This is a genomic window from Streptomonospora sediminis, from assembly GCF_054778995.1.
The window spans coordinates 20,234-46,580 of record NZ_BAAGYZ010000082.1 but is presented as its reverse complement, the minus strand read 5'-3'; the positions used below and the strand labels follow the sequence as shown (position 1 = coordinate 46,580).

Here is a 26,347-nt window from a genome sequence, read left to right as displayed (position 1 = left end):
AGTTCGTGACAAAGCCCGAAAGGGCGCCACTGAACCGGCGTTACGCCCGTTGATCTGGACAAAGGGCCCGATTCTCTGGCAAAGTCACCGCTCGGGCTCGGGCGATCTTGGTCGCGCGCCTCACCGGTAAACACCGGCAACCTGCGTATCGGAAGGCCACTCGGCCATCGAACGGCGGCGCAGGGGGTAAGTGGCGTAGCGAGAGGATCGATCCTGCCTGTGGGGGAGACACGACACATGACCAACAGACGGAGCCTGAGCGGACTCGCCGATGCCCTCCGCGAAGACGTCGTCAGCGGGTTCCTGCTCATAGCCGGCGCTGTGGTCGCCCTGATATGGGCCAATTCCCCCTGGGGCCACACCTACGAAGTCATCCGCAACTTCACCTTCGGCCCCGAAAACCTGCACCTGCACCTGTCGGTCGAGGCATGGGCCGCCGACGGGCTGCTGGCGATCTTCTTCTTCGTGGTCGGCAACGAACTCAAGCAGGAGTTCGTCCACGGCGAGCTGCGCAACCCGCGCCGCGCGATGCTGCCCATCGTCGCCGCGCTGTGCGGCATGGCCGTGCCCGCGGCGATCTACGCGGTGATCAACGCCGGTGACGGCGCCGCCCTGCGCGGCTGGGGTATCCCCATGGCCACCGACATCGCCTTCGCTGTGGCCATCCTCGCCGTCGTCGGCCGCTCGCTGCCGCCGGCGCTGCGGACGTTCCTGCTGACTCTTGCCATCGTCGACGACCTGGGCGCCATCGTCGTCATCGCGGTGTTCTACACCGACCACCTCTCCTTCCCCCCGCTGCTGGCGGCCATCGCGCTGCTCGCCGTCTTCGGCTACCTCCAGCGCGGCGGCGGCCTCGCCCGGGCCCTGAACCGCTCCCCCGTGCCCAACTGGCTGGTTTATGTCCCGCTGGCGGCGGCCATCTGGGCGCTGATGCACGCCAGCGGTGTGCATGCCACCATTGCCGGGGTCGCCATGGGCCTGCTCATGCGCACGGTGAGCCTGCCCGACGAGGCCGGCGACCCCAGTCACCGCGTGGAGCACATGATCCGGCCGTGGTCCTCCAGCGTGGTGCTGCCGGTGTTCGCGCTGATGTCGGCGGGGGTGGTGTTCACCGGTCTCGGCACGATCCTCACCGACACCGCGGCGGTGGGCATCATCGTCGGGCTGGTGGGCGGAAAACTCATCGGCATCTTCGGCGGGGCCTGGGTCACGACCAAGCTGACCAGCGCCGAGCTGAACCCGTCGCTGCGCTGGATCGACATCTGCGGCATGTCGCTGCTGGCCGGTATCGGATTCACCGTGTCCCTGCTCATCACCGAGCTGTCCTTTGCCGACCATCCGCAGATGATGGAGGACGCCAAGGCCGGCGTGCTGCTGGCATCCTTGATCGCGACCGTGCTCGCCGCCGGCGTACTGGGTGTGCGCAGCGTGCAGTACCGCAGGCAGGGCCCGATCCCGCCCAAGCGCCGGGCCGGCTCCCCCGGGCACGGAGCCCACTGACGGCCTCTGGTGGCGCCCAGGCCCGACACGCCGGGGCTCCCCCAGTAGGCGGTCGCGCCGTGGGCGCGGTTTCATGGGAAACGACAGCGGCCCCGGCGGGCCGCGGCCCCTCCCAAACGCTCCCGCCGCCTGCGCCCCCGGCCTCGCCAGTGCGGCAGCGACTGAAGGCGATACAACAGGACCACGATGCAAGTGAAAACGCCAGCGCGCGGCTCGCGCGTACGCAGTCTGCTATCCCGCAGGCTGCGGCGCCTACCGCGGCCGCGGCCGCCGCAAGGCCTGCGCAAAGCAGCGTGGTCGAGCCCTGCTCGGCTGTTCGTGGCGCTGTTCGTCGTGGTCGACCTGCTCGGCACCGGCCTGCTCCTGCTACCCGCCGCTCAGACCGGGGGCACCGACCTCTCCGTGGTCGACGCGTTGTTCACGTCCACAACGGCGCTGGCGGTGTGCGGGCTCAGCACCATCGGGATCGGCTCGGAGCTGACCGTTTTCGGCCAGGTGGTGGTGGCCGTGCTGATCCAGGTCGGCGGCATCGGCATCATGACCCTGGCCTCGGTGCTCAGCGTTGTGGTGATCCACAGGTTCGGGCTGCGCATGCAACTGGGTGTCCAGGCCGAGACCCGCAGCCTGAGCGTGGGCGACGTGCGCGGCATCGTCGGCCGGGTGGTGCGCGCCAGCCTGGTGTGCGAAGCCGTGCTCGCCGCGGTGCTCGTGCCCCGGATGTGGCTGGGCCACGGGATCCCGCTGGGCGAAGCGTTCTACAGCGGGGTCTTCCACGCGATCTCCGCGTTCAACAACGCCGGGCTCTCGCTCTACGACAACAGCCTGACCCGGTTCTCCGGCGACGCCCTGATCCTATGGCCGGTGGCGCTGGCCACCATCCTGGGCGGCCTGGGGTTTCCGGTGCTGCTGGAGCTGCGCCGCCACCTGCGCACCCCGCGTGCCTGGACGCTGCACGCCAAGCTGACCGTGTGCACCAGCGCGCTGCTGTTCGCCGCGAGCGTGGTGCTCGTGCCCGCCCTGGAATGGGGCAACCCGGGCACCCTGGGCCCGTTGAGCACCTGGGCCAGGCTGGTCGACGGCGCCTTCCACGGAGTAATGCCGCGCAGCGGCGGGTTCAACGTGGTCGATGTGGGCGCCATGGACCAGTCCACGCTGCTGGTGACCATCATGCTGATGTTCGTGGGCAACGGCAGCGCCGGCACGGCCGGCGGCATCAAGGTGGCCACCCTGGCGGTGATCTTCCTGGTCGTCTGGGCGGAGATCCGGGGACACCCCAGCGTGCACATCTTCGGCCGCCGGCTGACCACCGGCGTCATCCGCGAGGCGCTGAGCCTGCTGTTCCTGTCGATGACCGTCGTGGTGGCGTCCACAGTAGGGCTGCTGGTGACCACGCCCTTCCAGCTCGAACAAGTGCTCTTCGAGGTAGTCTCGGCTTCCGGGGTCGTCGGGCTGTCGACCGGTATCACCGCCGATCTGCCCGAACCCGCCCAACTGCTGCTCGTCGTGCTCATGCTGGCCGGGCGCATCGGGCCCATCACGTTCGCCTCCGCACTCGCGCTGCGCGAACATACGCGGCGCTACGACCTTGCGGAGTCGCGGCCGATCATCGGTTGAGCCGGCCCCCTGAACCGCAGGGGTCCAGCGGCCACGGGACCGCCGACCGGTGGCCGCATACGAGGAGACGGAGAAAACAGTGCAGCGCAGCAGGCCCCACGACAAGCGAGTCCTGGTCATCGGGCTGGGGCGGTTCGGCAGCTCCCTGGCGCTGGAGCTGGTCGCCCACGGCTGGGAGGTCCTGGGTATGGACTCCAGCCCCCGCCTGGTGCAGGCGTTCTCCGAATCGCTGACCCACACCGTGGTCGCCGACGCCACCGACGACGAGGCGCTGCGCCAGGTCGGTGCGCACGAGTTCACCCGCGCCGTCGTGGCGATCGGCACCCATCTGGAGGAGAGCATCCTGGCCGCCTCCCTGCTGGTCGACATGGGCGTGCCGCACATCTGGGCCAAGGCCACCAGCCGCCGGCACGGGCGCATCCTGCAGCAGATCGGCGCGCACCACGTGGTCCTGCCCGAGCACGACATGGGTGAGCGGGTGGCGCACCTGGTATCAGGGCGGATGCTGGACTACGTCGAGCTGGAAGAGGACTTCGCGCTGGGCAAGACCCGCGCGCCGCGCGAGATGATCGGCCGCAACCTCGGCGAGACCAAGGTCCGCACCAAGCACGGGATCACCGTGGTGTGCATCAAACGCCACGGCGAGCAGTTCACCTACGCCACCGCCGAGACCGTCCCGCAAAAGGGCGATGTCATCGTGGTGGCCGGCAAGACCGACGACGTCGAGCGGTTCGCCGAGATCGCCTGAGGCGCCGGCCGCCGCAACCCCGGCCCTGCGGGCGGATCGCGCCCGCGGGTACCCGCGCCGGACGCGTCTCGGACCGGCTGCGCTCGGGTCCCGCTCCCGCTCAGCCCGGACATACCGGTAGAAGCTCACAAAGCCGGAAAATTGACAACCATTTTCATTGTCCTCATGATGAATGCATGCGAGGACGGACGTTTGTCAAGGTGGCCGCGCTGAGCGCGGCAGGGATACTCACGGTGGCAGGCTGCGGCAGCGGCGGCCAGGAGGGCTCGCCGGACGGGGGCGAGCGGCTGAGCGTGGTCACCGGCGTGTACCCGCTGGAGTGGCTGGCCGGCCGGATCGGCGGCGACCACGTCGAGGTCACCAACCTGACCGAACCCGGCGCCGAACCGCACGACCTGGAGCTCACCCCCCGCCAGATCGGCACCGTCGGCGAGGCCGACGTGACCTTCTACATCAGCGGGCTGCAGCCGGCCGTGGATGACGCCGTCGACTCCCAGGGCGGCGAGAGCGCGCTCGACGTCGCCGACCTGGTCGACCTGCGCACCCTGGAGGCCAACGCCGAGGCCGCCGAACACGGCCACGGCGCCGAGGAGAGCGGTCACGAGCACGGCGAGGGCGAAGGCGGCTCCGGCCACGAACACGGTGGCGCCGAAGAAGGCGGCGAAGGCGAAAGCGGCCACGAGCACGGCGAAGGCGAGGGCGGCGGCCACGGGCACGACCACGGCGACCTCGACCCGCACATGTGGTTGGACACCGAACGCTTCGCCGAGGCCGCCAACGGTCTGGCCGACCGCCTCAGCAAGGCCGACCCGGACCACGCCTCCGACTACGCGGCCAACGCCGAGTCGGTGACCGGCCTGCTCGGCGACATCGGCACCGAGTACGACGAGGGCCTGGCCGAGTGCGACAGCCGCGACATCGTCGTGAGCCACAGCGCCTTCGGCTACCTGGCGGCGCGCTTCGACCTCAACCAGATCAGCCCCGCAGGGCTCGACTCGCACAGCGAGCCCTCACCCAAGCGCATCGCCGAGGTCGCCGAGACCGTCCGCGAGCACGACATAACCACGGTCTTCAGCGAACCGCTGGCCGACGGGCAGGTCGCCGAGACCATCGCGGACGAGTCCGGCGCCGAGACCGCGGTGCTCGACCCCATCGAGGGCATCACCGACAAGTCGCCCGGCGACGACTACCCCTCCATCATGCGCGGCAACCTGGAGACCCTCACCGGCGCGCTGGGCTGCTCCTAGAAGCTTTGCCGGGTGGGGCGCGCCAACAGCCCGCGCCCACCGCCCGCGCGCGCCACTGGCCGGCCCGCCGCCGAACGAAGCCCTCACCTTCGCTCGGCGGCGGGCCGGCCCACTTGTTCCGGGCCCGGCAATGGTGTCCGCCGCGCGCCCGAGCCCCCTCATCTGGGGGTGAACACTAGAGAACCGCAGCCAAGTAGGGACATGGAGATGCACGTGCGCTATCCTGCACAAAGTATGGTGCTAATGCACGTGCATTGGATAGTGCATCGGGCTGTGCACCAGTTGGTTCCACAGAGACAGGAGTTTCCATGAGCGCCTACAACGGCATCTCGGCCACCGAACTCCAGCACGTCACCTGGCAGAAAAGCCAGCGCAGCAACTCGCAGGGCGCCTGCGTCGAAATGGCCAAGCTGACCGACGGTTCCATTGCGATGCGCAACTCCCGCTTCCCCGACGGCCCCGCTCTCGTATACACCCAGGCCGAGGTCGACGCGCTCATCCTCGGCGCCAAGGACGGCGACTTCGACAACTTGCTCGGCTGACTCCCTCCCCTCACCGGCAAGCCGAGCACCCGCTCAGCGATAGCGGGGGCGCATAGCTCAAGAGCCCCGCGGTCCGCGGCCGAACAGGCCGCACCGCGGGGCTTTTCGCGTTTACTGGTACCCGGCCGCAGGGCGCCTGCAGGCCGGGCAGGCAGGAGCCGACTGGCCGGTTGGCCGGCTAGGCCAGGTCGTCGATCATCGACTTGAGAATGTCCTTGGTGTGGTTCGGCGGCTCGGCGATCACGCTCAGCCGCTCCATCGCCATGGTGTAGGAGTCGATCTCGGCTCGGCGGTCGAGGCACATCGAGCCGGTGAGCTGCTCCAGGTAGATGATGTCGGACAGCCCGAAGTCGGGGTAGCGCAGAATCGTGAATGTTCCGGCCTCGGCGGCGTGCACACCCACGCTGAAGGGAATGATCTGCAGCGTGATGTTCGACCGCTCGCTGAGCTTGATCAGGCGCTCCAACTGCCCGCGCATGGTGTCGGGGCCGCCTACCGGCCGGCGCACTGCGGCCTCGTCGATGATGGCCCAGAGCTTGCACCCGTTGTCGCCCTCTATGTGGCGCTGTCTGCGCATGCGCACGGCCACCCGGTCCTCGGCCATGGGGTCGGGGATGGCGCGCCCCGCAGCGATGACCGCGCGGGCGTACTCCTCGGTCTGCAGCATGCCCGGCACGAACTGCGCCTCGTAGACCCTGATCCGGGTGGCGGCCTCCTCAAGGCCCACATAGACCTGGAACCAGTTCGGCAGCGACTCGCCGTAGGTCTGCCACCAACCCGGTTTCTTGGAGTCGCGCGCAAGCTGGACCATCGTCTGAATCTGGTCTTTATCCGTGACCCCGTATAACTTCAGCAGGTCCTCGACATCGCGGACCTTGAAGCCCACCCGCCCCAGTTCCATCCGGCTGATCTTGGACTCCGAGCCGCGGATGTAGTGGCCCGCCTCGCCGCGGGTCATCCCGCGGGCTTCGCGGTACTTGCGCAGCTCGGACCCCAGCAGCATACGGCGGACTGTGGGACCGCTCCCCCTCTTCAGACGAGCTATGTCCACAGCCGCTGCCTCCCTACTCATCGCTGCCCGCGGCCCGACCGTGTTCAGGGGCCGCCGCGCTGCGCGGAACGCCCACGCACACCCCACGATATCGCCGATGCGGTCGGCATCTCGAAGGACGGCACCCGAGAAACCGCAAGCATCGCATGCGACCGCCCAGGCCCGGAACAGGTCGAACGGCCCCTATAAGGGCCGCGAAAACCCCACCTCACCCAAAACGCGCCCAGACATGCTTTCCAGAGGGCAACATGGGCAGAACGCCCCAGCCACTGCAGAAGCACGTGACCAGGTGCAGACCCCGCCCGCTTTCGACCTGGAAGTCGGGATCGCGCCGCGCGGGCATGCGGTCGCTGCGGTCGCGGACCGCGCAGACCAGTTCCGAGCCGTTGCGCAGCATGCTCAACTGGATGGGATCGTCGGCGGTTCCGGGCTCGGCCGCCGCCGGCCGGCGCCCGTGCCGCAGCGCATTGGTGACAAGTTCGGAGACCACAAGCTCGGCGTCGGGAGCGTGGGCCGGCATTTCCCACCGCCGCAGCACGCTGAGGCAGATCTCGCGCGCCGTGGCCGCCGCCCCGGGTTCGGCCGCCAGGCTCCACGAGAGCAGGTCGCAGCAGGGTGGAACGGCGGTGTCCGGCGACCCGCTCAGCAGGCAGGCGGTCCACCAGGCTCTGGGCGAGAGAGCCGGCAGAGGCCCCGGACGCTGTCCGTCGTGGAGTCTTCCCATCGATCCGCGGGCTGGCTGTCCGGTCACCGCGATCCCCTCGCAGTCGTGTATCGGGTTCCGGGCCCGGGCCGAGGCGCCCGGCTCCCGAAACGTCCTGGCGTTCGCGCGCGCATAAGCCATCTGCACGTGCATTCTCCGCTTGCACGCATCCTAGGGCACCGACGGGCCCGACTTCAGAAAAAGCGTGGAGTTCGCCACAGAGTTTTCGCCGGCGAAACGGCGGCAAGCCGTCGACCGGCCCAAACGCGCCGATGGGCGCGCACATCCCGCGCCCGGACCGCCGATCCGGCGCGGGGCGGGCCGGCAGGCCGCAGCCGGGGGCCGGGAGCAGCCGGGGCCGCCCCTGCCCGCGCCGCCTCCCGGCACCGGGCAACGCAAGGGCCGGGCGGGAACGGCGGCCGGACCGCCTCAGGCGGCGAGCGTGCGGTGGACGCGGTCGGGGTAGTCGGTGATGATCCCGTCGACGCCGTCGCGGATCAGCCGGCGGATGGCCTGGTCGTTGTTGGCGGTCCAACCGAACATCGACAGCCCTTGCGCGTGGGCGTGGCGCACGTAGTGGGCCGAGACCCGCAGGTGGTGCGGGTTGATCAGCCGGGCGTACTGGGCGATCCGGCGCAGGCCGTAGCGGCCGTAGGTCTTGCCCAGCGCAGCGGTGTGCAGCCCCGGGACCTCGCCCGCCATCGCCCGCAGCGTGACCCAGTCGAAGCTCTGCAGGATGAGCCGGCCCTCGGCGCCGGCTTCGCGCCAGTGCGGCTCGGTGCGGATCTCCTCGGCAAGGCGGCGGCCCATGGTGCGGTCGCGCCGGTGCACTTTCAGCTCGACCAGCGCGCCCAGCCCTTCCCGGCGCAGTACCGCCAGGCACTCCTGCAGCGTGGGAACGCGCTCTCCGGCGAATTCGGCGCCGAACCAGGATCCGGCGTCCAGGCGGCGGATCTCGGCCAGGGTGAAGTCGGCGACGTTCCAGCTGCGGCGCTCGGGGTACACGCGGGCGGCATCGGTGGTTCTACGCAGCGAGGCGTCGTGCAGCACGACGAACGCACCGTCGGCGGTCTGGCGCACGTCGATCTCGGCCATGTCGGCGCCGCGCCGACGGGCCTCGCGCAGGGCGGCAACGGTGTTCTCAGGGGCGTAGGCGGAAGCCCCGCGGTGGGCCACGACGATCACGGCCGCCACCCCCGCCGGGAGCCACCCGGGTCGGCGCAGCGGGCTGCGCCGGGTTCCGCTGCCGAACCGGACACCTTGCGCGCCGGAGCACCGGCGAGCGACATGGCCACCGCCTCTTTCCACTCGGTCCTGGTGGGGCCCGCCTCAAGCCTCACCGCTCCTGGCCAACACGGGGTGGCCGAGGAGTGATCGCCCGGTGGAGTGCGCCGGGCGGTTGCCCGGTCGCCGACGTCGGGTCGGTCACGCGTATCACGGGCGGATTCACAGAGTCACGATACCGCTGATTCGGGCAGAAATCCGTTACGGCGGGTAGTGGCCGGTAGACCCTACCAGAACGGTGGTACCAGCACCCGTTCAACGGGTACCGGGGCCGGATTCGGCCGCAAAACGCCGCACCGGCCGACGGAGTGCGCACTACTGGTGCCCGGATGGACACAGTGCGCACTCACTGCACCCGCTTCCCCGCTCTCTACCGCCGGCCCGGCGGGACCGGCTGCGATTACCGTGTGTAATGTATTCCGCGTCCGCTTCACCGCAGCCCCGAGGCCGGCAGCCCGTAGAAGTCGCGCGCGTTGGCCCCCAGCACGGCGTTGGTATGCCGGGGCCCCACGGTTTCGGTGACCAGGTCCAGGTCGGCGGGGTCGAAGGGGCGCGGCGCACGGGTTCCGGGCAGGTCGGTACCCGCCATCAGCGCACCGGGGTTGACCTCGGCGATGGCGCGCAGGGCGGCGGGCACGTCCAGATCGACACGGCCGAAACCGGTCGCCTTTACCCGCGCGCCCGATCCCACCAGCGCCAGCAGCGCCGGCAGCCCCTCCTGCGACAACCCGAGGTGGTCGACGCTGACCCGCGGCAGCGGGGCGATGCGCGGCGCCAGGGCACGCAGCTCCCGGGAGTCGACGTAGAGCTCGGTGGGCCAGTTGAGCAGCTCGGCCGCGCGCCTGCCCAACTGCACCAAGGCGTCGAGGTCGTCGACCGTTCCCCGGTACAGGTTCAACCGCAGCGCGCGCACGCCCGCGGCGTGCAGGTCGCGCAGGTGGGAGTCGGAGGTGTCGGCGGCGAGCTGGGCCACGCCGACAAAGGCCGGACCGAGCTCGCTCAGGGCAGCGGCCAGGAATTCCTGGTCGGTGCCGTTGAACGACCCCGCCACCACGGCACCGCCGGTGACGCCCAGCTCCCGGACGCGGTGGAGGTAGTCGGCTGCGGTGAACGGGGCGGGGCGGTAGCCCTCGTTTCCGGGCAGCTCGAAGCGCGGATCGATGATGTGCAGGTGGGCGTCGAACAACGCCGATGCCTCGTTTCGGCCGGGATCAGGGACAACCGCACAGGAAAGGTCGGGCCGGAGCGTCCTGTGCGGTCAGCTCGGCCCGAGCGACCACGGTAGCCCCCTGGGAAGCGCCGCGTCGCCAAGGCCCGTTGGTCCGCTACCGGCCACGCTGCCTTTGCGGTGCGGCTGCTCCTCCGCCCCGCCGCCCGGCGTGCACAGGGTCACCACATACCACCTGGTCGGTATGAAGCGGATAGGATCTCCCCGATGTGTTCCGGACCACTCCCGACCGAAAGGTAGCCACATGCCAGAGACCCCGCGTGTCGCAATCGTCACCGGCGCCGCCCGCGGCATCGGCGCCGCGACAGCGCGCAGGTTGGCCGCCGACGGACGCGCCGTCGCCGTCGTCGACCTCACAGAAGGCGATGCGCAGGCCACCGCCGACCTCATCACCGCCGACGGCGGCACGGCGATCCCGGTGGGCGCCGACGTCAGCGACGCCGACCAGGTGGCCGCCGCGGTCGCCCAGGTCGCCGAACGCCTCGGCCCGCCGCAGATCCTGGTGAACAACGCCGGCGTGCTCCGCGACAACCTCCTGTTCAAGATGTCCGAGGGCGACTGGGACACGGTGATGAACGTGCACTTGCGCGGCAGCTTTCTGATGTCGCGCGCCGCCCAGGCGCACATGACCAGTGCCGGCTGGGGCCGCATCGTGTCGCTGTCGAGCACGTCCGCCCTGGGCAACCGCGGCCAGGCCAACTACTCCACGGCAAAGGCCGGCCTGCAGGGCTTCACCAAGACGCTCGCCGTCGAGCTCGGCAAGTTCGGAGTCACCGCCAACGCGGTGGCGCCCGGGTTCATCGCCACCGACATGACCAGGGCGACCGCCGAGCGGGTCGGCATGGACTTCGAGGACTTCAAAGCGGCTGCCGCCGCGGAGATCCCCGTGCGCCGCACAGGGGTGCCCGAGGACATCGCCGCGACCGTATCCTTCCTCGCCGGCGAGGACTCCGGCTTCGTCTCCGGCCAGGTCATCTATGTGGCCGGCGGCCCGCGGGACTGACATCCCCGCCGGCACCGCCGCCGGCACGGCTCCACCCCCGACATCCGTCCCGACCGCGGAGGTTCCATGACTACGGCTGAGGCGGGAGCGTCGCTCGACGCCCCCGCACTGCGGCAGCGGGTCGCCGGCTTCGTCGCCGAACACGACCCCGAGACCACCGACCCACACGATTTCCTTGCCGCGCGCTTCGACGCCGGCCTGGCCTGGGTGCACTTCCCCGAGGGCGAGGGCGGCCTGGGCGCACCGCGCGCGCTGCAGGCCGTCGTCGACGAGGAGTTCGAGCGCCTGGGCTGCACCCCCGCCGGCCGCGAGGGCCTGGTCATCGGCCTGGGCATGGCCGCCCCGACCATCCTGGCCTACGGGACCGCCGAGCAGCGCGCCCGCTACCTCAAGCCCCTCTACACCGGCGAGGAGGTCTGGTGCCAGCTCTTCAGCGAGCCCGGCGCCGGATCCGACCTGGCGGCGCTGGGCACCCGCGCAGTGCGCGAAGGCGACTCCTGGACCGTCACCGGCCAGAAGGTGTGGACCTCGCTGGCCCACCGCGCCCACTTCGCGATCCTCATCGCCCGCACCGACCCCGACGTGCCCAAACACAAGGGGATCACCTACTTCATCTGCGATATGGCCGCCGACGGCGTGGACGTGCGTGCGCTGCGCCAGTTGACCGGCGAGGCCGAGTTCAACGAGGTCCACCTCGACAGCGTGCGCATCCCCGACTCCCAGCGCCTCGGCGGCGTGGGCGAGGGCTGGCGCGTCGCCCAGACCACGCTGATGAACGAGCGCGTCTCCATCGGCGGCCACCCCGAGCCGCGCGAGGGCGGGCTCATCGCGGCCGTGTCCGGCATCTGGCGGTCGCGCCCCGAGGTGCGCACCCCCGGGCTGCACGACTCGCTGCTGCGGCTGTGGGTGGACGCCGAGGCCGCGCGGTTGACCAAGGAGCGGCTGCGCCAGCAGCTGGCGGTCGGCCAGCCCGGCCCCGAAGGGTCGGCGGCCAAGTTCTCCTTCTCCCGGCTCAACCAGGAGATCTCCGGGCTGGAGCTGGAGATGCTCGGCGGCGAAGGGCTGACCTACGACGACTGGACGTTCCGCCGCCCCGAAGGCGTCGAATTCGCCAAGCGCTCGGCGGGCTTCCACTACCTGCGCAGCAAGGGCAACTCGATTGAGGGCGGCACCTCGGAGATCCTGCGCAACATCATCGCCGAGCGCGTCCTGGGGCTGCCGGCCGAGCCCCGCGTCGACAAGGACGTGGCCTGGAAGGACCTGCCCAAGTGAGCGGCGCACGGGTTGCGGCGGGCAGGAGCTTACGGGCGATGGACGGCCACCGGACAACGACGGCGGCGCGCCGGGCGCGCGCGGAACAGGGAGCGCGATGAGCGAGAAGCAGCTCGACCTGCTCTACAGCGGGATCGAAGAGGAACTGCGGGCGAGCGTCCGCTCGCTGCTGGAGGACAAGAGCCCGCCGTCCGCGGTGCTGGCGCGGGTCGAGGGTGACCAGGTCACCGACACCTCGCTGTGGAAGGAACTGGCCGATATCGGCGCCGCCGGCCTGCCCATCCCCGAGGAGTTCGGCGGTGCCGGGGCCGGTCTGCGCGAAAGCGCGGTGGTCGCCGAGGAACTCGGCCGCGCCGTGGCGCCGGTGCCGTTTCTGGGCAGCGCGGTGCTGGCCACCGCGGCACTGCTGGAAACCGTCCCCGGCTCCGGGGCGGGAGCCGCAGCGCCGGCGGAGCTGGGCGCCCTGGCGGCCGGCGGCTCCACCGCCGCGCTCGCGGTCGGGCTGGCCACCGTGCCGGGGTCGCCCTTCCCCGAGGAGGTGCGCGAGCAGGGCGGCCTGCTGCAGGGCGCCGTGAGCGGCGTCGTCGACGCGCTGACGGCGGACACCCTGGTCGTGCCGGCGGTCGGCTCCGACGGGCCGGGCCTGTACGCGGTCGCGGCCGAGGAGGTCCGCGTCACTCCGGTCGTCAGCCTGGACCTCACCCGCCCGCTGGCCGGCATCTCGCTGGACGGTGCGGTGGGCAGGCGGCTGGCCTCGGGGGCGGACGCGGAGCGGGCGCTGGACAGCGCCCTGGTGACGGGTGCGGCGCTGCTGTCGGCCGAGCAGCTGGGCGTGGCCCAGTGGGCGCTGGACACCACCGTCGACTACGTCAAGACCCGCACGCAGTTCGGCCGGCCGGTCGGTTCCTTCCAGGCGGTCAAGCACCGGCTGGCGGACCTGTGGGTGGCGGTCTCCCAAGCGCGGGCGGTGGTGCGCAGCGCGGCAAGCGCCGCGGCGGCCGCGCAGGAGCCCGGCGCCGGGCCTGCGGAAGCCGCCCAGGCGCGGGCCGAAGCCCGAATCAACGCCTCCCTCGCCCAGGCGTTCGTGTCGGGTGTGGCGGTCAAGGCCGCCGAGGAGGCGGTGCAGTTGCACGGCGGGATCGGCTTCACTTGGGAGCACCCGGTGCACCTGTACCTCAAGCGCGCCAAGAGCGACGCGCTCGCCCTGGGCACGGCCGACCGGCACCGCCTCGCGCTGTCGCAACAGGTGGATCTGCCCGCGCCGACGGGCTGAGCCGCTTACTGCGCGGCAGCAGGGCCGGGCTCCGGGGTACGGCCGGGGCGCGGGACGCCGGGCGGGCCCCGGTGTGCCGGCGGCCGGAAACGGCCGGCCGGCGCGCCGGGAGCCTGCGGCGCGGGCGGTGCGGCGTGGTGCGGTGGGGGCGGCGTGCTGCGTGCGCCGGGACGTGCCGACCGCGCGGACCGTTCCGGTCAGGCGGCGGCCGCGGCCTTGGCGATGCGTTCGGCGGCCGAATCGATGTCGGCGGCGCTGATGTCCAGGTGGACGACCAGCCGCAGCCGGTCCGGGCCCAGCGGCACGCAGCCCACGCCCTCGCGCGCGAACAGCTCGGCGTAGTGCCGCGCCCTGCCGTCGGGGACGCTCACCACGACCATGTTGGTGCGCGCCTCGGCGGCCAGCGGCGGTGTGCCGGCGATCCGCTCGGCCAGCCGTTCGGCGCGCGCGTGGTCCTCGGCGAGCCGGTCGCGGTGGTTGCGCAGCGCGTACAGCGCCCCCGCCGCGATGATCCCGGCCTGGCGCATGCCGCCGCCCAGCAGCTTGCGTGTCCGCCGCGCCTCGGCGACGGTGTCGGCGCCGCCGGCCAGCGCGGAGCCCACCGGAGCGCCCAGGCCCTTGGAGAAGCACACCGACACCGTGTCGGCGCCTGCGGCCGCCTGTTCCGGGGTCGCGCCCAGTGCAACGGCCGCGTTCCACAGCCGGGCACCGTCGAGGTGCAGCAGCATTCCGCGGCTGCGGGCGAAGTCGCCGACCCGGCGCTGCTCGTCCGGCGGCACCACCCGCCCGGTGAAGGTGTTCTCCAGGCAGATCAGCCGCGGCCGGGCGCGGTGCACGTCGTCGGCGCCCCGGGCCCACTCCTCCAGCAGCCCGGCGTCGGGGTAGCCCTGTTCGGCGTCGTAGATGCGGGGCAGCACGCCGGACAGCACCGAGCTCGCGCCCTGCTCGTTGCCGATCACGTGGCCGTCGCGGTGCGTCCAGACCTCGTCGCCGCGGCGGGTGGCGGCGTAGACCGCGATCTGGTTGGCCATGTGCCCCGAGGGGACGTACAGCGCGGCCTCCTTGCCCAGGAGCGCCGCCGTCTCCTCTTCCAGTGCCCGGACGGTGGGATCCTCGCCGAACACGTCGTCGCCCACCTCTGCCTCAGCCATGGCCCGCCGCATCCCGGGGGTGGGGCGGGTGAGCGTGTCCGAGCGAAGGTCGATCATGCGGGACTCCGTTCTGCCCGATATCTGCTGGTGAGGCCGATTGCTCACTCTAGTGGCGTGCCGCATGGCCTTGGTCGGGTGGATCGGTGACCGGGTGGCCCCCTGCCCCCAGGCGGTCACCGGCGGCGGGCGGCCCCGCGCCCCCTCAGTCGATTCCGCGGGCGGTGAGGGCTTCGCCGAGTGAGTCGGCCGAACGCAGCAGGCCCACGATCACCGGCACCACCATCGCGTCGGGCCGGCCGCGCAGGCCGCGGGCGATGTAGGCCTCGCGCGATGCCCGCCAGGAAGCGGCGACCAGCGGGATGCACCTGATGGTCAGGGCGAGCGCCAGGGCCACCCGCCGCGGGTCGGCTCCCAGGCGGGCCAGCGGGCGGGCGAGGCGCTCGAACAGGTCCAGCATTTCGCTGACCCGGGTCGAGGCCGTCACCAGGCCCGCCAGCAGCGCCGCCGCCGCGAGCTGCCCGCACACCCGGGCCGCCGCCTGCCAGTCCCCCGCCAGCCACTGGAACAGCGCGATGGCGGCCAGGAACAGTGCCAGTGCGCGCAGGGTGCGCCACACCGGGCGGACTCCCAGCCCGCACACCGGGTACAGCAGGGCGACGAGGGCCGCCGCGGCCAGCGAGACGGCGGTGTTGGCGGCGGCCACAACGGCGGCCACGGCCACCACGAGGACCAGGAGCTTTGCACCGGCCGGCAGCCGGTGCAGCACCGCCCCGCGCGAACGCGGCGGGACGTAGAGGCCGGTCATGCTCATTGCCGCCGGCCGCTCTCGGGGTGCGGTTCGCGGTTCTCCGGGGGCGGGGCGGAGGTTTCGGGCCCCATCAGCGCGGTGTAGTGCGCGGCCGCCGCTGCCGGTGCGCCGTCGAACACGATCCGCCCCTCGTCCATGACCAGCACGCGGTCGAAGCCGCTGAGCGTGTCGAGGTTGTGGGTGAGCAGCACGACCTGCTGCGGCAGTTCCCGCAGCGTCTCCTCGATGACGGCGGTGTTGCGCAGGTCCAGCAGCGTGGTCGGCTCATCGCACACCAGCACCTCGGGTTCGGTGACCAGCACCGATGCAAGGGCGAGCATCTGGCGCTGGCCACCGGAGAGCAGGTGTGCCGGGTGGTCGCGGTGTCCGGCCAAGCCGTGGCGCTGCAGGACCGCCGCGACCCGCGCCTCGATCTCGGCGCGGTCCAGGCCGCTGCGGCGCAGGCCGATGGCGACGTCCTCGGCCACTGTCGGCATGACGATCTGCGCCGCGGCGTCGGAGAACACGAACCCCACCCGGCGCCGGATCTCGCGGGCGTGGCGGCGCGTGTCGAGCCCGTCGAGCAGCACGCGCCCGGAGTCGGGCACCACCAGGCCGTTCAGGGTACGGGCCAGCGTGGACTTGCCGGAGCCGTTGGCGCCGATGACGCCGATCCGGTGCTCGCTCAGCTCCAGGTCGATGCCGCGCAGCACCGCACGACCGTCGTAGGCGTGGGAGACCCCTTCCAGGCGCAGCGTCATGCCGTCCGGTCCTCCGGGCCACCGGATTCGCCGGCTCCGGTGGAATCGGCGGGCCCGGCGGGTGCGGCGGACCCGGCCGGGTCGGTGCCGCTGCCGCCGCTGGTGCCGGCTGCCGTGCCGCTGCCGGCCGCAACGGGCCGCCCGGCCGGCGGCACAGGGTAGGCCCGGTGCACGGCGGCGGCGATTCCGGCGGCCAGCGCGGCCTTTGCCAGGTCGCCGGGCAGGAACACGCCCACGCCCAGAATCGATGCCAGCAGCCCGTCGCCGAGGGCGACCGTGCTCCAGGGCACGCCGACCAGGTAGACCACGCCGATGCCGCCGACGATGTTGGCGCCCAGCCCCGGCCAGAAGCGGTAGCGCGGCAGCATGAGATGCACGAGCAGCCCGATGACCAGGGCTCCGGCGACCCAGCCGAGCATGTAGCCGCCGGTGGGGCCGACGAACGGCGCCGGGCCGGCGCGCCCGCCCGGCAGCAGCGGCAGTCCGGCCACGACGAGCGCCAGGAAGGTCAGCACGGCCAGCGAGCCGCGTTTGGCACCGAGGATGCTCGGGGCGAGCATCACCCCGAGCGTCTGCAAGGTGATCGGCACCGGGCCGACCGGGATGGCCACCGGCATGCTGAGCACGGCGAGGAGAGCGGCGAATACGCCGATGAGCGCAATGTCGCGCGCGGCCAATCCGCGGCGGCGAACCGTGCTGTCGGAAGTTTCAGGCATGGGGGAAATCGTCCTCTCCGTACGCATCCTGGTCGGCGGGCGTGCTCCCTATTGTCGACTATGCGGGGCAATGCCGGATGACCCGCCCTTACCAGGCGCCGCACAGCGGCCGCCGGGCGCCCGGCGGCCCCGGTCAGGGCGGGCGGGCACGGTGGCCGCCGTTGGCCGGGGCGCCGGGGCGGTGGTCGGCGATGACCATGCGGAAATGCCGCTCTCAGCTTTAGAGTCTCGGCATTTCTGCATGATCGTCAGTACTCCGGTCGGCCCGCCGCCCGCGGGCCGGCACGCTAGCCCGGCAGCACGCAGGCGGGTTCGCTGACCGCCAGGCGGTGGCCGGTGTCGGCGGGTATGCCCTGGGTGTCCAGGCGGAGTGACGACAGCTCGTCCGAGTGCTGGTTGGCGACCACGATGTGGTCCTCCGCCAGCGCGAAGTGGCGGGGCCAGGCCCCGCCGCACGGGACCTCGGCGATGCGGCGCAGAGCGGATCCGCCGCCGGTGACCTCGAAGACCGCGATGGTGTCGGCGCCGCGGTTGGAGACGTAGACGCGCTCGCCGCCGGGCGACAGCGCGATCTCGCCGGGGTGGTTTGGGCCGTCGTGGCCGCTGGCGGCGACATCGGCGACGGGGACCGCCCGCGCCTGCTCGGCGTCCCACGACAGGATGTGCACGCGCGAGTCGAGCTCGCCCGCCACGTAGATGTGCCCGCTGGGGTGGACGGCCAAGTGGCGCGGCCCGGCGCCCGGGGCGAGGCGGGCTGCGATCGACAGCGGCCCCACCGGCTCGTCCGCCGCGGGGTCGAAGGTGTGGCAGCGCAGCTCGTCGGTGCCCAGGTCGCACACCAGCAGGTGCCGCCCGCCGGGGGCCATCGCCGCGGAATGGGCGTGCGGCCCTTCCTGGCGGTCGGGGTTGGGGCCGTGGCCGGTGTGCTCCAGCACCACGCTCGCCGGCTGGGGCACGCCCAAGGCCGGCAGCCGGTGGACACTGACCCTGCCGTCGGCGTAGTTGGCGGTGATGACGTGGTGCCCCTCGGGGTGGACCAGCACGTGGCAGGGCGAGCTCCCGCCGGTCGGCGTGCCGCCCAGCGCGGTCAGGTCCGGCCGGTCCGCCGAATCGGCCGGACCGGTCGCGAACGCGCTGACCGCGCCCTGGTCGCATTCGTTGACCGCGTACAGCAGGCCGCCACTCGGGTGCGCGGCCAGGAAGGACGGGTTGGCCGTGAACGCCGCGGGTTCCCCGCCGCTCAGCGCGCCGGTGCCGGGGTCCAGCCAGGCGCGGTGGATCCCGGATCCGGCGGCTTGGGGGGTGGCGGAGCCGGGGGTGTAGGCCCCGATCCACAGCAGGCGCTGTGCGGTCATTCGTGCCCTTCCTTCGGTGTCGGGGTGCGGCCGCGGCCTGCGCGGACCGCGCAGCCGCGGACCCGGTTCAGCTCTTGTCAGCTCTTGGCCGCCTCGATCGCCTTGAGGATCCGTTTTTCCGAAACCGGATAGGCCGCACCGATCTCCTGGGCGAAGAGGCTGACCCGGAACTCCTCCAACATCCACCCGATCTCGCGCACGTCGGTGTCGGATTCGCGGCCCGGCGGCAGCGAGGCGATCAGCTTGCCGCGGGCCTGGCGCATCTGCTCCAGCTTGGCCATGTTGACCTGGTCGCGGCGCGGGTTCTCGGGCAGCTTGGCCAGCCGGTACTCCACGGCCCGCAGGTAGCGGTGCAGGTGCGGCAGCCGCGCCAGCCCGGCCTCGGTAACGAACCCGGGGTGGACCAGGCCCGCGATCTGGCCCTGGATGTCGTTCAGCGACGGCAGCACCGCCAGGCTGGTGGAGCCCTTGAGCTTGCGGCCGAGATCGTGGGCGGACTGCAGCACGCGCGCCGCGCCGGCCACCGCCTCGGCCATGGTGTCGGCGAGTTCGGCGCGCACGTGCTCGCGCAGCGCCGCGAACGCCGCCGGGTCCCATTCACCGCCGCCGGGCGCGGTGAGCGCGTCGAGACCGCCGCGGGCGGCCATCAGCGAGTCGGCGGCACACTCCTGGCAGTCGGCGAACAGCGCCTGGACACTGCCGTGCGGGTTGTGGTTGAGGGCGAGCTTGGTGCGGTTGTCCAGGCCGCGTTGGACCACCGCCGCCGGCGACGGTACCTGCAGCAGGAGCAGCCGCCGGGCGCCGCGCCACATGGCCTGGCGCTGCTCGGTCTCGGTGTCGAAGAGCCGCACGGCCACGGTCTCGCCCTGGTCGACCAGAGCGGGGTAGCCCTTGACGGTGGGGCCGGCCGACTTGCGCTCGAAGGTGCGCGGGAACGGGCCGAAGTCCCAGTCGGTCACACCGCTGCGCTCGATGCCGCGGGCCTCGGCGGAAATGGCCTTCTGCAGCCGCGGTTTGAGCCGACTGCGTAACGAGGCGAGGTCCTTCTCCTCGGCGAGGGTGCGCTGCTCGGAGTCGGCGGCGCGGAAGGTGATCCGCAGATGGTCGGGCACCTTGGCCCAGTCGAAATCGCCGGGCGCGATCCGCTCGCCGCTCATCGTGCCGAGTTCGCGGCTGAGGGCCTGGGCCAGCGGCTCGGTGTAGGGCGTGAGGCGGCCCAGCACGGCGCGGGCGGTGTCGGGCACCGGCACGAAGTTGCGCCGCAGCGGCTTGGGCAGCGACCGGATCAGCGCGGTGACGAGGTCTTCGCGCAGACCGGGGATCTGCCAGTCGAAGCCGTCCTCCGACACCTGGTTGAGCACGGTCAGCGGGATGGTGGCGGTGACACCGTCGGCGTCGGCGCCGGGTTCGAACTGGTAGCTCAGCGCGAACGCGAGCTCGCCCTGGCGCCACTGGTCGGGGTAGTCCTGCTCGCTGACCCGGGCGGTGCCCTCGTTGATCAGCATCGGTTTTTCAAAGGTGAGCAGGTCGGGTCGGCGGCGCCGGACCCGTTTCCACCAGGTGTCGAAGTGGGCGGCGGAGACCGCCTCGGCGCCCACCCGCTCGTCGTAGAACTGGAACAGGGTTTCGTCGTCGACGAGGATGTCGCGCCGGCGGGCGCGGTGCTCCAGGTCCTCGACCTCTTCCAGCAGCCGCCGGTTCTCGTGGAAGAAGCGGTGGCCGGTCTCCCAGTCGCCTTCGACCAGCGCGTGGCGGATGAACAGCTCGCGGGAGACCTCGGGGTCGATGGAACCGTAGGCGACCTTGCGCTGGGCCACCAGCGGCACCCCGTAAAGGGTGACGCGCTCGTAAGCCATGACGGCGCCGCGGTTCTTCTCCCAGTGGGGTTCGCTGTAGCTGCGTTTGACCAGGTGGGAGCCGAGGCGTTCGGCCCACTCGGGTTCGATGCGGGCGACCATGCGCGCCCACAGCCGCGAGGTCTCGACCAGCTCGGCGGCCATGACATAGCGCGGCTGCTTCTTGAACAGCGAGGAGCCGGGGAAGATCGCGAACCGGGCGCCGCGCCCGCCCAGGTACTCGTGCTTGTCGGGGTCCTTGAGCCCCACGTGCGACAGCAGCCCTGCCAGCAGCGAAACGTGGATCTCGCGCGGGGCCGGGGTGCTGGTGTTCAGCGTGGCGCCCATGGTCTTGACGACCTGCTTGAGCTGGCTGTAGATGTCCTGCCACTCGCGGACCCGCAGGTAGTTGAGGTACTCGTCGCGGCACATGCGGCGGAACCGGCTGCCCGACAGCTCGCGCTGCTGCTCCTGCAGGTAGTTCCACAGGTGCACATACGCCAGGAAGTCCGATTCCTTGTCGGCGAAGCGGGCGTGCTGTTCGTCGGCGGCCTGCTGCTTGTCGGCGGGGCGTTCGCGCGGGTCCTGGATCGACAGCGCCGCCGCGATGATCATGACCTCGCGCAGACACCCGTTGTCCTCGGCCTCCAGCACCATGCGCCCCATCCGGGGGTCGACGGGCAGCTGGGAGAGCCGCCGCCCCATCGGGGTGAGGCTGTTGCCCGGATCGGGTTCGCCGGGGTCGAGCGCGCCGAGCTCCTGCAGCAGGTGCACGCCGTCCTTGATCTGGCGGCGGTCGGGGCCTTCGACAAAGGGGAACGCGGCGATGTCGCCGAGCCCGAGCGCGGCCATCTGCAGGATGACCGACGCGAGGTTGGTGCGCAGGATCTCGGGATCGGTGAACTCCGGCCGGGCCAGGAAGTCGTCCTCGGAGTACAGCCGGATGCAGATGCCGTCGGCCACCCGGCCGCAGCGGCCCTTGCGCTGGTTGGCCGAAGCCTGCGATACGGGTTCGATCGGCAGCCGCTGCACCTTGGTGCGGTGGCTGTAGCGCGAGATGCGGGCGGTGCCGGGGTCGATGACGTAGCGGATGCCCGGAACCGTCAGCGAGGTCTCGGCCACGTTGGTGGCCAGCACGACGCGGCGCCCGTTGTGCGGGGCGAACACCCGGTGCTGTTCGGCCGCCGACAGCCGGGCGAACAGCGGCAGGATCTCGGTGTTGCGCAATCGCCGCTTTTCCAGCGCGTCGGCGGTATCGCGGATCTCGCGTTCGCCGCTGAGGAAGACGAGGATGTCGCCGGTGCCCTCGGTCTGCAGTTCGTCGACCGCAGCGCAGATGGCCTGGGTCTGGTCCTCCTCCTGCCCGGGCTCGTCATCGACGGGCCGGTAGCGGACCTCGACCGGGTAGGTCCGGCCCGAGACCTCGACGATCGGGGCGTCGCCGAAGTGGCGGGAGAACCGTTCGGGGTCGATGGTGGCCGAGGTGATGATCACCTTCAGCTCGGGCCGGCGCGGCAGCAGCTGCTTGATATAGCCCAGCAGGAAGTCGATGTTCAGGCTGCGCTCGTGCGCCTCGTCGATGATCAGCGTGTCGTAGCGGCGCAGCATGCGGTCCTGCTGGATCTCGGCCAGCAGGATGCCGTCGGTCATCAGCTTGACAAGGGTGTCCTCGCCGGAGCGGTCGGTGAAGCGCACCTTGTACCCCACGGCCTCGCCCATGGAGGTATCCAGCTCATCGGCGATGCGTTCGGCAACGGTGCGCGCGGCCAGCCGGCGGGGCTGGGTGTGGCCGATGGCGCCCTGCACCCCGCGGCCGAGCTCCATGCAGATCTTGGGGAGCTGGGTGGTCTTGCCCGAACCGGTCTCGCCGGCGACGATCACGACCTGGTTGTCGCGCACGGCCGCTGCGATGTCGTCCTTCTTCTGGCTGACCGGCAGCGACTCGGGATAGTCGATCTTGGGCACGGCGGCGGCGCGGCGGTCGACGCGGGCCTGGGCGGTGTCGATCTCAGCGGCGATCTCGGCCGCGATACCGGCGCGCTTGGAATCGGTGCGGACCTTCTGCAGTCCGTCGACACGCCGACGCAGCCGATGCCGGTCGGTCAGCATCAGCGGAGCCAGACGGTTGCGGAGTTCGCGGAGTTCGCGGTGCTGGGAGTGCTGGGAGCCGGAGGGGGCCGCGGGCGACGTTTTCATACCGGTCCCCAGGATACGAGGGGGCACAAGGTCTTTTCCCACCCGTCGCCCGCCACCACCCTCAACGGAGGCGCTCCGCGCCGCAGCCCCCCAACGCCGCCCGCCACCACCCTCAACGGAGGCGCTCCGCGCCGCAGAACCCCCAGACGTCACCCGCCACCACCCTCAACCGAGACGCTCCGCGCCGCAGAACCCCCAGACGTCACCCGCCACCACCCTCAACCGAGGCGCTCCGCGCCGCAGCCCCCCCAACACCGCCCGCCACCACCCTCAACCGAGGCGCTCCGCACCGCAGCCCCGCCAGTGCCCCAGCACGGTTGCTTCAGGCCGGGAACTTGGCCTGGCCGCTCGCCTCTCGGGCGGCCTCGGTGACCGCGGCCAGTGTGCCGCCGGTGGCTGCGGTGACGGCGGCGGCCACCGCGCCCTCGACGAACGGGGCGTCGACGACGAGGGCGTCCTCGCGCGGGCCGTCCTCCAGCACCAGCCGCGCTGTGAGCACCGCGCTGCCGATGTCGGGCAGCACCACCACGCCCGCCCCGGAGTCGGCCGCGGATATGGCCGCGCTCACCTTGTCGTAGGAGGTGCCGATCCCGCCTTCGTCGGTGCCGCCGGCGCAGAAGACGCGCCCGCCCGCCGAGCCGAGTTGGCCGATCAGGGCGCGGAGGCCTTCGGCGAGTTGCTCGCTGTGCGACACGAGCACGATTCCGACAGCGGAGTCATCGGTTGTGTCCATGGGCACTTAGGCTACTCACCGAGGAAGGCGCTGTGGCGCACGCCACGGCCGACGCCACCGCGGGAGCGACGAGTATGAAGAAGTTCATCAACACCGCCGACACCTACCTCACCGACTCGCTGGCCGGTTTCGCAGCCGCTCATCCCGAGTTGTCGGTGGATCTGGAGTCCCGGGTGGCCACCCGCTCCAGCGGACCCGTTCCCGGGAAGGTCGGCCTGGTCTCCGGCGGGGGGTCCGGCCACGAGCCGCTGCACACCGGGTTCGTCGGCGCGGGAATGCTCGATGCCGCCTGCCCCGGCGAGATCTTCACCTCGCCCGTACCCGACCAGGTCACCGCGGCCGTGCGCGCGGTCGACAGCGGCGAGGGCACCGTGCTGGTCGTGAAGAACTACACCGGCGACGTGATGAACTTCAACCTGGCCGCCGAGCTTGCGGGCGAAGAGGGCCTGCGGGTCGAAACCGTGCTGGTCAACGACGATGTGGCCGTTGAGGACTCCACTTTCACCGCCGGGCGGCGCGGCACCGGCGCCACCCTGTTCGTCGAGAAGATCGCCGGCGCGGCGGCGGCGCGCGGCGACTCGCTGGAGGCCGTCGCCGAGGTGGGCCGCCGGGTCAACGCCGCTTCCCGTTCGTTCGCGGTCGCGCTGACCGCCGGCACCACCCCCTCGGCCGGCCGGCCCGGCTTCGAGCTGCCCGACGACGAGATCGAGGCGGGCGTCGGCATCCACGGCGAGCCGGGCCGGCGCCGCGAGAAGCTGCGCTCGGCGACCGAGATCGTCTCCGGCATGGTCGACGCGGTGCTGGACGACCGCCCGCTGGAAAGCGGCGACGAGGCGATCGTGTGCGTCAACGGCCTCGGCAGCACCCCGCTGAGCGAGCTGTACCTGGTCTACGGCGAAGTCGCCGCGCTGCTGGAGGAGCGCGGTATCACCATCGCCCGCAGCCTCGTCGGCGACTACGTCACCAGCCTGGACATGGCCGGGTGCTCGATCACCGTCTGCCAGGTCGAGCAGGGGTTCCTCGAACTGTGGGACGCACCGGTGAACACGCCGGGGCTGCGGTGGGGCGTCTGAGCCGGGGCGCCGTTCGCCGTCCGCGGCGGTCGGGCATGCTGGGTGGAGTACGACCCGCGACACGACCGTTGGGAGCCACCGATTGGACATCGAACTCGCCCGTGCCTGGGTACGGGCCATTGACACGGCCATCCGGCAGGAGCGGGAGAGGCTGGGCGAGTTGGACGCCGCCGTCGGCGACGGCGACCACGGCGAGAACATGCAGCGCGGGTTCGCGGCGGCCGTCACCACGGTGGACACGCTCCAGGCCGAGACGGTCGGCGCGGTGCTGACCAAGGCCGGGACCACGCTGGTCTCGCGGGTCGGCGGCGCCTCCGGCCCGCTCTACGGTTCCGCCTTCCGCGCCGCGGGCAAGGCGCTCACCGCCGAGCGCACCGACGCGGCCGGGCTCGGCGGCGCGCTCGGTGCCGCGCTGGCGGAGGTGCAGCGCCTGGGCGGCGCTCAGGCCGGCGACAAGACGATGGTCGACGCGTTCGCGCCCGCCGTCGACGCGTTCACCCGAGCCGCGGACTCCGGCGGCAGCCTGGCCGAGGCGGCGCGGGCGGCGGCGGACGCCGCCGAGGAGGGTATGCGCGCCACCGAGCCGATGCAGGCCCGCAAGGGCCGCGCGTCCTACCTGGGCGAGCGCAGCATCGGCCATCTCGACCCGGGTGCGGTCTCGACCGCGCTGGTCTTCCGGGCACTGGCCGAGGCGGCGGCAACGGACTGAGCCGGCCGGGCGGCTCAGTCCGGCGGGTGCGGCAGGTACAGCGGCCGCCGGCGCGCCGCCGATCCGGCAAGCCGGCCTCCGGTGGTCCCGCAATCCCCCGGCGATCCGGCGCGGCCGGGTGTCAGCGCGCCGGCGTGCGCCCGGGCTCGTGGACGAGTCCGGCCCACAGCGCGGCGGCCAGTGCCTCGTCGAGTTCCCGCACGGTTGCAGCGGCCGGGATCCGGATCGGGCGGCCGGGGGCATCGGCAAGTGCGGCGGCGGTGGCCGCGCGCAGGGCTTCCTGCCGTGCGGGGATCGCGGCGGGGTCGCCGCCGAGGGCGCCCTCATAGGCCTTCAGCGCGTGCAGCAGGTCGAGCATGCGCAGGTGGCGTGCGCCGCCTTTGGAGGCGCGGAGCGTGTGCTCAACGGCGGCTCGGGTCTTGCGCAGGCTGTTGTTCACCGTGGTCGGCATGGGTTTTCCCGGGTCTCCTCTCGGCGCGCTGCGCGGCCGGGCCGCGCAGCCGGGCGTGGGCAAGCCTTGAACGGGCTTCGGCAGGGTTCAGCAGGGTTCGGCGGAACGAATGGACCGGCCGCAACGGCCGGAGGGCGGGGCCGGTGGCCGGCCCCGCCGGGGTGCGGCTTCGGTGGCCGGCGCGGTTGTCAGGTGCTGATCCGGCGCGCCTCGGAGTCGCCTCCGCTGACCATGATCTTGCGGGGCTTGGCCTGTTCGGCCACTGGGACGCGCAGGGTCAGGACTCCGTCCGCGTAGTTGGCGGAGATGTTGTCGGAGTCCAGGGCCTCGCCGAGGAAGAGCTGCCGGGTGAACGTCCCGGTCGGGCGCTCGGCCGCGACGACCTCGCGGCCGTCCTCGGCGGTGGCGGCACGCTCGGCCCGGACGGTGAGGTAGTTGCGTTCGACCTCAAGGTCGATGGAGTCGGGACGTACGCCGGGCAGGTCGAAGTGGACCACGAACGTGTTCTCGTCCCGGTAGGCGTCCATCGGCATCGCGGTGGTGCGGGCGGTGTCGCCGAGCATCCGCGTGATGCGGTCGAAGTCGCCAAAGGGGTCTGTACGCACCAGCATCAATGGTCACCTCCAGTGTTACGCAGTAACCTGATACGGCCAGACGCAGGTTTTCTACCTTGTCCGTAAGGATATTAAACATGCACACGGCAGAAAAGAAGTCATCCGAGGGGGGAGGAAACATGTGCTCCCGGAAGCCCTCCGGTGCGCCGCCCCGCAAGCGAAGGACCCCCGCCGATGAACGACAGCCGCCCCGCTCCCGACCGGGCGCTCTACACCATCTCGGTGGCCGCTGAACTCTCCGGGGTCGCGCCCCAGTCCATCCGGCTCTACGAACAGCGCGGCCTGCTCACCCCGGCGCGCACCGGCGGCGGCAGGCGCCTGTACAGCGACAACGACGTCGCCCGGCTGCGCCGCATCGCCGTCCTGGCCGGCGAGGGGGTCAACCTCACCGGCATCGCCCGCATCCTCGACCTGCAGGAGGAGAACACCCGCTTGCGCGGTGCCGGCGACGACGGGGGCACGTAAGCGGCCGGGGCCGGGGCCGGGCGGGCGCGGGCGTGT

General features: G+C 71.9%; 24 protein-coding genes. 11 read left to right on the top strand and 13 right to left on the bottom strand.

Going from position 1 to position 26,347, the window contains the following annotated elements; all coding sequences use genetic code 11:
- The first annotated feature begins 237 nt into the window (after positions 1-237).
- The 5 genes from nhaA to ACYVD5_RS16890 all read left to right on the top strand — a co-directional run bounded on the left by nhaA (position 238) and on the right by ACYVD5_RS16890 (position 5,651).
- Positions 238-1,500, top strand: coding sequence for a Na+/H+ antiporter NhaA (nhaA, locus tag ACYVD5_RS16910; protein ID WP_461002018.1), 1,263 nt, complete (start codon positions 238-240; stop codon positions 1,498-1,500).
- A 186-nt stretch (positions 1,501-1,686) separates the two neighbouring features.
- Positions 1,687-3,114 carry a TrkH family potassium uptake protein gene (locus tag ACYVD5_RS16905; RefSeq protein ID WP_461002017.1) on the top strand — a complete coding sequence of 476 codons (1,428 nt, stop codon included), beginning with the start codon at positions 1,687-1,689 and terminating at the stop codon, positions 3,112-3,114.
- A 79-nt stretch (positions 3,115-3,193) separates the two neighbouring features.
- Entirely contained in the window at positions 3,194-3,862 is a 669-nt protein-coding gene (locus ACYVD5_RS16900; protein WP_461002118.1) for a potassium channel family protein, read from the top strand.
- Positions 3,863-4,038: 176 nt separating this feature from the next.
- Complete coding sequence (locus tag ACYVD5_RS16895; RefSeq protein WP_461002016.1) at positions 4,039-5,109, top strand: metal ABC transporter substrate-binding protein; 1,071 nt, start codon at positions 4,039-4,041, stop codon at positions 5,107-5,109.
- 308 nt (positions 5,110-5,417) lie between these two features.
- Entirely contained in the window at positions 5,418-5,651 is a 234-nt protein-coding gene (locus ACYVD5_RS16890; protein ID WP_461002015.1) for a DUF397 domain-containing protein, read from the top strand.
- 178 nt (positions 5,652-5,829) lie between these two features.
- On the opposite strand, the gene ACYVD5_RS16885 is transcribed toward ACYVD5_RS16890, so the two are convergent.
- The 4 genes from ACYVD5_RS16885 to ACYVD5_RS16870 form a co-directional block, all read right to left on the bottom strand.
- The gene (locus tag ACYVD5_RS16885; protein WP_461002014.1) at positions 5,830-6,654 is read right to left on the bottom strand and encodes a helix-turn-helix domain-containing protein; all 825 of its coding nucleotides are present in this window, start codon (positions 6,652-6,654) and stop codon (positions 5,830-5,832) included.
- 256 nt (positions 6,655-6,910) lie between these two features.
- The gene (locus tag ACYVD5_RS16880) at positions 6,911-7,453 is read right to left on the bottom strand and encodes an ATP-binding protein (protein ID WP_461002013.1); all 543 of its coding nucleotides are present in this window, start codon (positions 7,451-7,453) and stop codon (positions 6,911-6,913) included.
- A gap of 381 nt (positions 7,454-7,834) precedes the next feature.
- Positions 7,835-8,590, bottom strand: a complete 756-nt coding sequence (locus tag ACYVD5_RS16875; RefSeq protein ID WP_461002012.1) for a glycerophosphodiester phosphodiesterase — start codon at positions 8,588-8,590, stop codon at positions 7,835-7,837.
- Between the two features lie 529 nt (positions 8,591-9,119).
- Complete coding sequence (locus ACYVD5_RS16870; RefSeq protein WP_461002011.1) at positions 9,120-9,875, bottom strand: amidohydrolase family protein; 756 nt, start codon at positions 9,873-9,875, stop codon at positions 9,120-9,122.
- 286 nt (positions 9,876-10,161) lie between these two features.
- Between ACYVD5_RS16870 and fabG the strand changes: the two genes are divergently transcribed.
- From fabG to ACYVD5_RS16855, 3 genes are all read left to right on the top strand, one after another.
- Positions 10,162-10,920, top strand: a complete 759-nt coding sequence (fabG, locus tag ACYVD5_RS16865) for a 3-oxoacyl-ACP reductase FabG (RefSeq protein ID WP_461002010.1) — start codon at positions 10,162-10,164, stop codon at positions 10,918-10,920.
- A gap of 66 nt (positions 10,921-10,986) precedes the next feature.
- Complete coding sequence (locus ACYVD5_RS16860) at positions 10,987-12,192, top strand: acyl-CoA dehydrogenase family protein (protein ID WP_461002009.1); 1,206 nt, start codon at positions 10,987-10,989, stop codon at positions 12,190-12,192.
- A 97-nt stretch (positions 12,193-12,289) separates the two neighbouring features.
- Positions 12,290-13,465 carry an acyl-CoA dehydrogenase family protein gene (locus ACYVD5_RS16855; protein ID WP_461002008.1) on the top strand — a complete coding sequence of 392 codons (1,176 nt, stop codon included), beginning with the start codon at positions 12,290-12,292 and terminating at the stop codon, positions 13,463-13,465.
- A 197-nt stretch (positions 13,466-13,662) separates the two neighbouring features.
- On the opposite strand, the gene ACYVD5_RS16850 is transcribed toward ACYVD5_RS16855, so the two are convergent.
- The 7 genes from ACYVD5_RS16850 to dhaM all read right to left on the bottom strand — a co-directional run bounded on the left by ACYVD5_RS16850 (position 13,663) and on the right by dhaM (position 22,999).
- Positions 13,663-14,673 (bottom strand): threonine aldolase family protein, encoded by a 1,011-nt coding sequence (locus ACYVD5_RS16850; protein WP_461002007.1) that lies wholly within the window; start codon positions 14,671-14,673, stop codon positions 13,663-13,665.
- Positions 14,674-14,818: 145 nt separating this feature from the next.
- Positions 14,819-15,427: an energy-coupling factor transporter transmembrane component T gene (locus ACYVD5_RS16845; RefSeq protein ID WP_461002006.1), complete on the bottom strand. Its 609-nt coding sequence runs from the start codon at positions 15,425-15,427 to the stop codon at positions 14,819-14,821.
- A complete protein-coding gene (locus tag ACYVD5_RS16840; RefSeq protein ID WP_461002005.1) occupies positions 15,424-16,164 on the bottom strand; it encodes an energy-coupling factor ABC transporter ATP-binding protein in 741 nt (246 codons plus the stop codon). The genes ACYVD5_RS16845 and ACYVD5_RS16840 overlap by 4 nt, the downstream gene beginning before the upstream one ends.
- Positions 16,161-16,880: a biotin transporter BioY gene (locus ACYVD5_RS16835; protein ID WP_461002004.1), complete on the bottom strand. Its 720-nt coding sequence runs from the start codon at positions 16,878-16,880 to the stop codon at positions 16,161-16,163. The genes ACYVD5_RS16840 and ACYVD5_RS16835 overlap by 4 nt, the downstream gene beginning before the upstream one ends.
- Before the next feature lie 287 nt (positions 16,881-17,167).
- Entirely contained in the window at positions 17,168-18,235 is a 1,068-nt protein-coding gene (locus tag ACYVD5_RS16830; protein WP_461002003.1) for a lactonase family protein, read from the bottom strand.
- Positions 18,236-18,312: 77 nt separating this feature from the next.
- Complete coding sequence (hrpA, locus tag ACYVD5_RS16825; RefSeq protein ID WP_461002002.1) at positions 18,313-22,266, bottom strand: ATP-dependent RNA helicase HrpA; 3,954 nt, start codon at positions 22,264-22,266, stop codon at positions 18,313-18,315.
- Positions 22,267-22,588: 322 nt separating this feature from the next.
- A complete protein-coding gene (gene dhaM / locus ACYVD5_RS16820; RefSeq protein WP_461002001.1) occupies positions 22,589-22,999 on the bottom strand; it encodes a dihydroxyacetone kinase phosphoryl donor subunit DhaM in 411 nt (136 codons plus the stop codon).
- A 74-nt stretch (positions 23,000-23,073) separates the two neighbouring features.
- Between dhaM and dhaK the strand changes: the two genes are divergently transcribed.
- Positions 23,074-24,072, top strand: coding sequence for a dihydroxyacetone kinase subunit DhaK (gene dhaK / locus ACYVD5_RS16815; RefSeq protein WP_461002117.1), 999 nt, complete (start codon positions 23,074-23,076; stop codon positions 24,070-24,072).
- 82 nt (positions 24,073-24,154) lie between these two features.
- Entirely contained in the window at positions 24,155-24,781 is a 627-nt protein-coding gene (gene dhaL, locus ACYVD5_RS16810; protein WP_461002000.1) for a dihydroxyacetone kinase subunit DhaL, read from the top strand.
- A gap of 121 nt (positions 24,782-24,902) precedes the next feature.
- On the opposite strand, the gene ACYVD5_RS16805 is transcribed toward dhaL, so the two are convergent.
- Positions 24,903-25,232 (bottom strand): hypothetical protein, encoded by a 330-nt coding sequence (locus tag ACYVD5_RS16805; RefSeq protein ID WP_461001999.1) that lies wholly within the window; start codon positions 25,230-25,232, stop codon positions 24,903-24,905.
- Positions 25,233-25,420: 188 nt separating this feature from the next.
- Positions 25,421-25,843 carry an Hsp20/alpha crystallin family protein gene (locus tag ACYVD5_RS16800; RefSeq protein ID WP_461001998.1) on the bottom strand — a complete coding sequence of 141 codons (423 nt, stop codon included), beginning with the start codon at positions 25,841-25,843 and terminating at the stop codon, positions 25,421-25,423.
- 177 nt (positions 25,844-26,020) lie between these two features.
- On the opposite strand from ACYVD5_RS16800, the gene ACYVD5_RS16795 reads away from it, so the two are divergent.
- Positions 26,021-26,311 (top strand): MerR family transcriptional regulator, encoded by a 291-nt coding sequence (locus tag ACYVD5_RS16795; protein ID WP_461001997.1) that lies wholly within the window; start codon positions 26,021-26,023, stop codon positions 26,309-26,311.
- Positions 26,312-26,347 lie beyond the last annotated feature (36 nt).

What these genes read in the sequence shown, in the direction of transcription:
- nhaA (WP_461002018.1), top strand. Translation starts at nt 238, where the DNA reads ATGACCAACAGACGGAGCCTGAGCGGACTCGCCGATGCCCTCCGCGAA.
- ACYVD5_RS16905 (WP_461002017.1), top strand. Translation starts at nt 1,687, where the DNA reads ATGCAAGTGAAAACGCCAGCGCGCGGCTCGCGCGTACGCAGTCTGCTA.
- ACYVD5_RS16895 (WP_461002016.1), top strand. Translation starts at nt 4,039, where the DNA reads ATGCGAGGACGGACGTTTGTCAAGGTGGCCGCGCTGAGCGCGGCAGGG.
- ACYVD5_RS16890 (WP_461002015.1), top strand. Translation starts at nt 5,418, where the DNA reads ATGAGCGCCTACAACGGCATCTCGGCCACCGAACTCCAGCACGTCACC.
- ACYVD5_RS16885 (WP_461002014.1), bottom strand. Translation starts at nt 6,654, where the DNA reads ATGCTGCTGGGGTCCGAGCTGCGCAAGTACCGCGAAGCCCGCGGGATG.
- fabG (WP_461002010.1), top strand. Translation starts at nt 10,162, where the DNA reads ATGCCAGAGACCCCGCGTGTCGCAATCGTCACCGGCGCCGCCCGCGGC.
- ACYVD5_RS16860 (WP_461002009.1), top strand. Translation starts at nt 10,987, where the DNA reads ATGACTACGGCTGAGGCGGGAGCGTCGCTCGACGCCCCCGCACTGCGG.
- ACYVD5_RS16855 (WP_461002008.1), top strand. Translation starts at nt 12,290, where the DNA reads ATGAGCGAGAAGCAGCTCGACCTGCTCTACAGCGGGATCGAAGAGGAA.
- ACYVD5_RS16850 (WP_461002007.1), bottom strand. Translation starts at nt 14,673, where the DNA reads ATGATCGACCTTCGCTCGGACACGCTCACCCGCCCCACCCCCGGGATG.
- ACYVD5_RS16845 (WP_461002006.1), bottom strand. Translation starts at nt 15,427, where the DNA reads ATGAGCATGACCGGCCTCTACGTCCCGCCGCGTTCGCGCGGGGCGGTG.
- ACYVD5_RS16840 (WP_461002005.1), bottom strand. Translation starts at nt 16,164, where the DNA reads ATGACGCTGCGCCTGGAAGGGGTCTCCCACGCCTACGACGGTCGTGCG.
- ACYVD5_RS16835 (WP_461002004.1), bottom strand. Translation starts at nt 16,880, where the DNA reads ATGCCTGAAACTTCCGACAGCACGGTTCGCCGCCGCGGATTGGCCGCG.
- ACYVD5_RS16830 (WP_461002003.1), bottom strand. Translation starts at nt 18,235, where the DNA reads ATGACCGCACAGCGCCTGCTGTGGATCGGGGCCTACACCCCCGGCTCC.
- hrpA (WP_461002002.1), bottom strand. Translation starts at nt 22,266, where the DNA reads ATGAAAACGTCGCCCGCGGCCCCCTCCGGCTCCCAGCACTCCCAGCAC.
- dhaM (WP_461002001.1), bottom strand. Translation starts at nt 22,999, where the DNA reads ATGGACACAACCGATGACTCCGCTGTCGGAATCGTGCTCGTGTCGCAC.
- dhaK (WP_461002117.1), top strand. Translation starts at nt 23,074, where the DNA reads ATGAAGAAGTTCATCAACACCGCCGACACCTACCTCACCGACTCGCTG.
- ACYVD5_RS16805 (WP_461001999.1), bottom strand. Translation starts at nt 25,232, where the DNA reads ATGCCGACCACGGTGAACAACAGCCTGCGCAAGACCCGAGCCGCCGTT.
- ACYVD5_RS16800 (WP_461001998.1), bottom strand. Translation starts at nt 25,843, where the DNA reads ATGCTGGTGCGTACAGACCCCTTTGGCGACTTCGACCGCATCACGCGG.
- ACYVD5_RS16795 (WP_461001997.1), top strand. Translation starts at nt 26,021, where the DNA reads ATGAACGACAGCCGCCCCGCTCCCGACCGGGCGCTCTACACCATCTCG.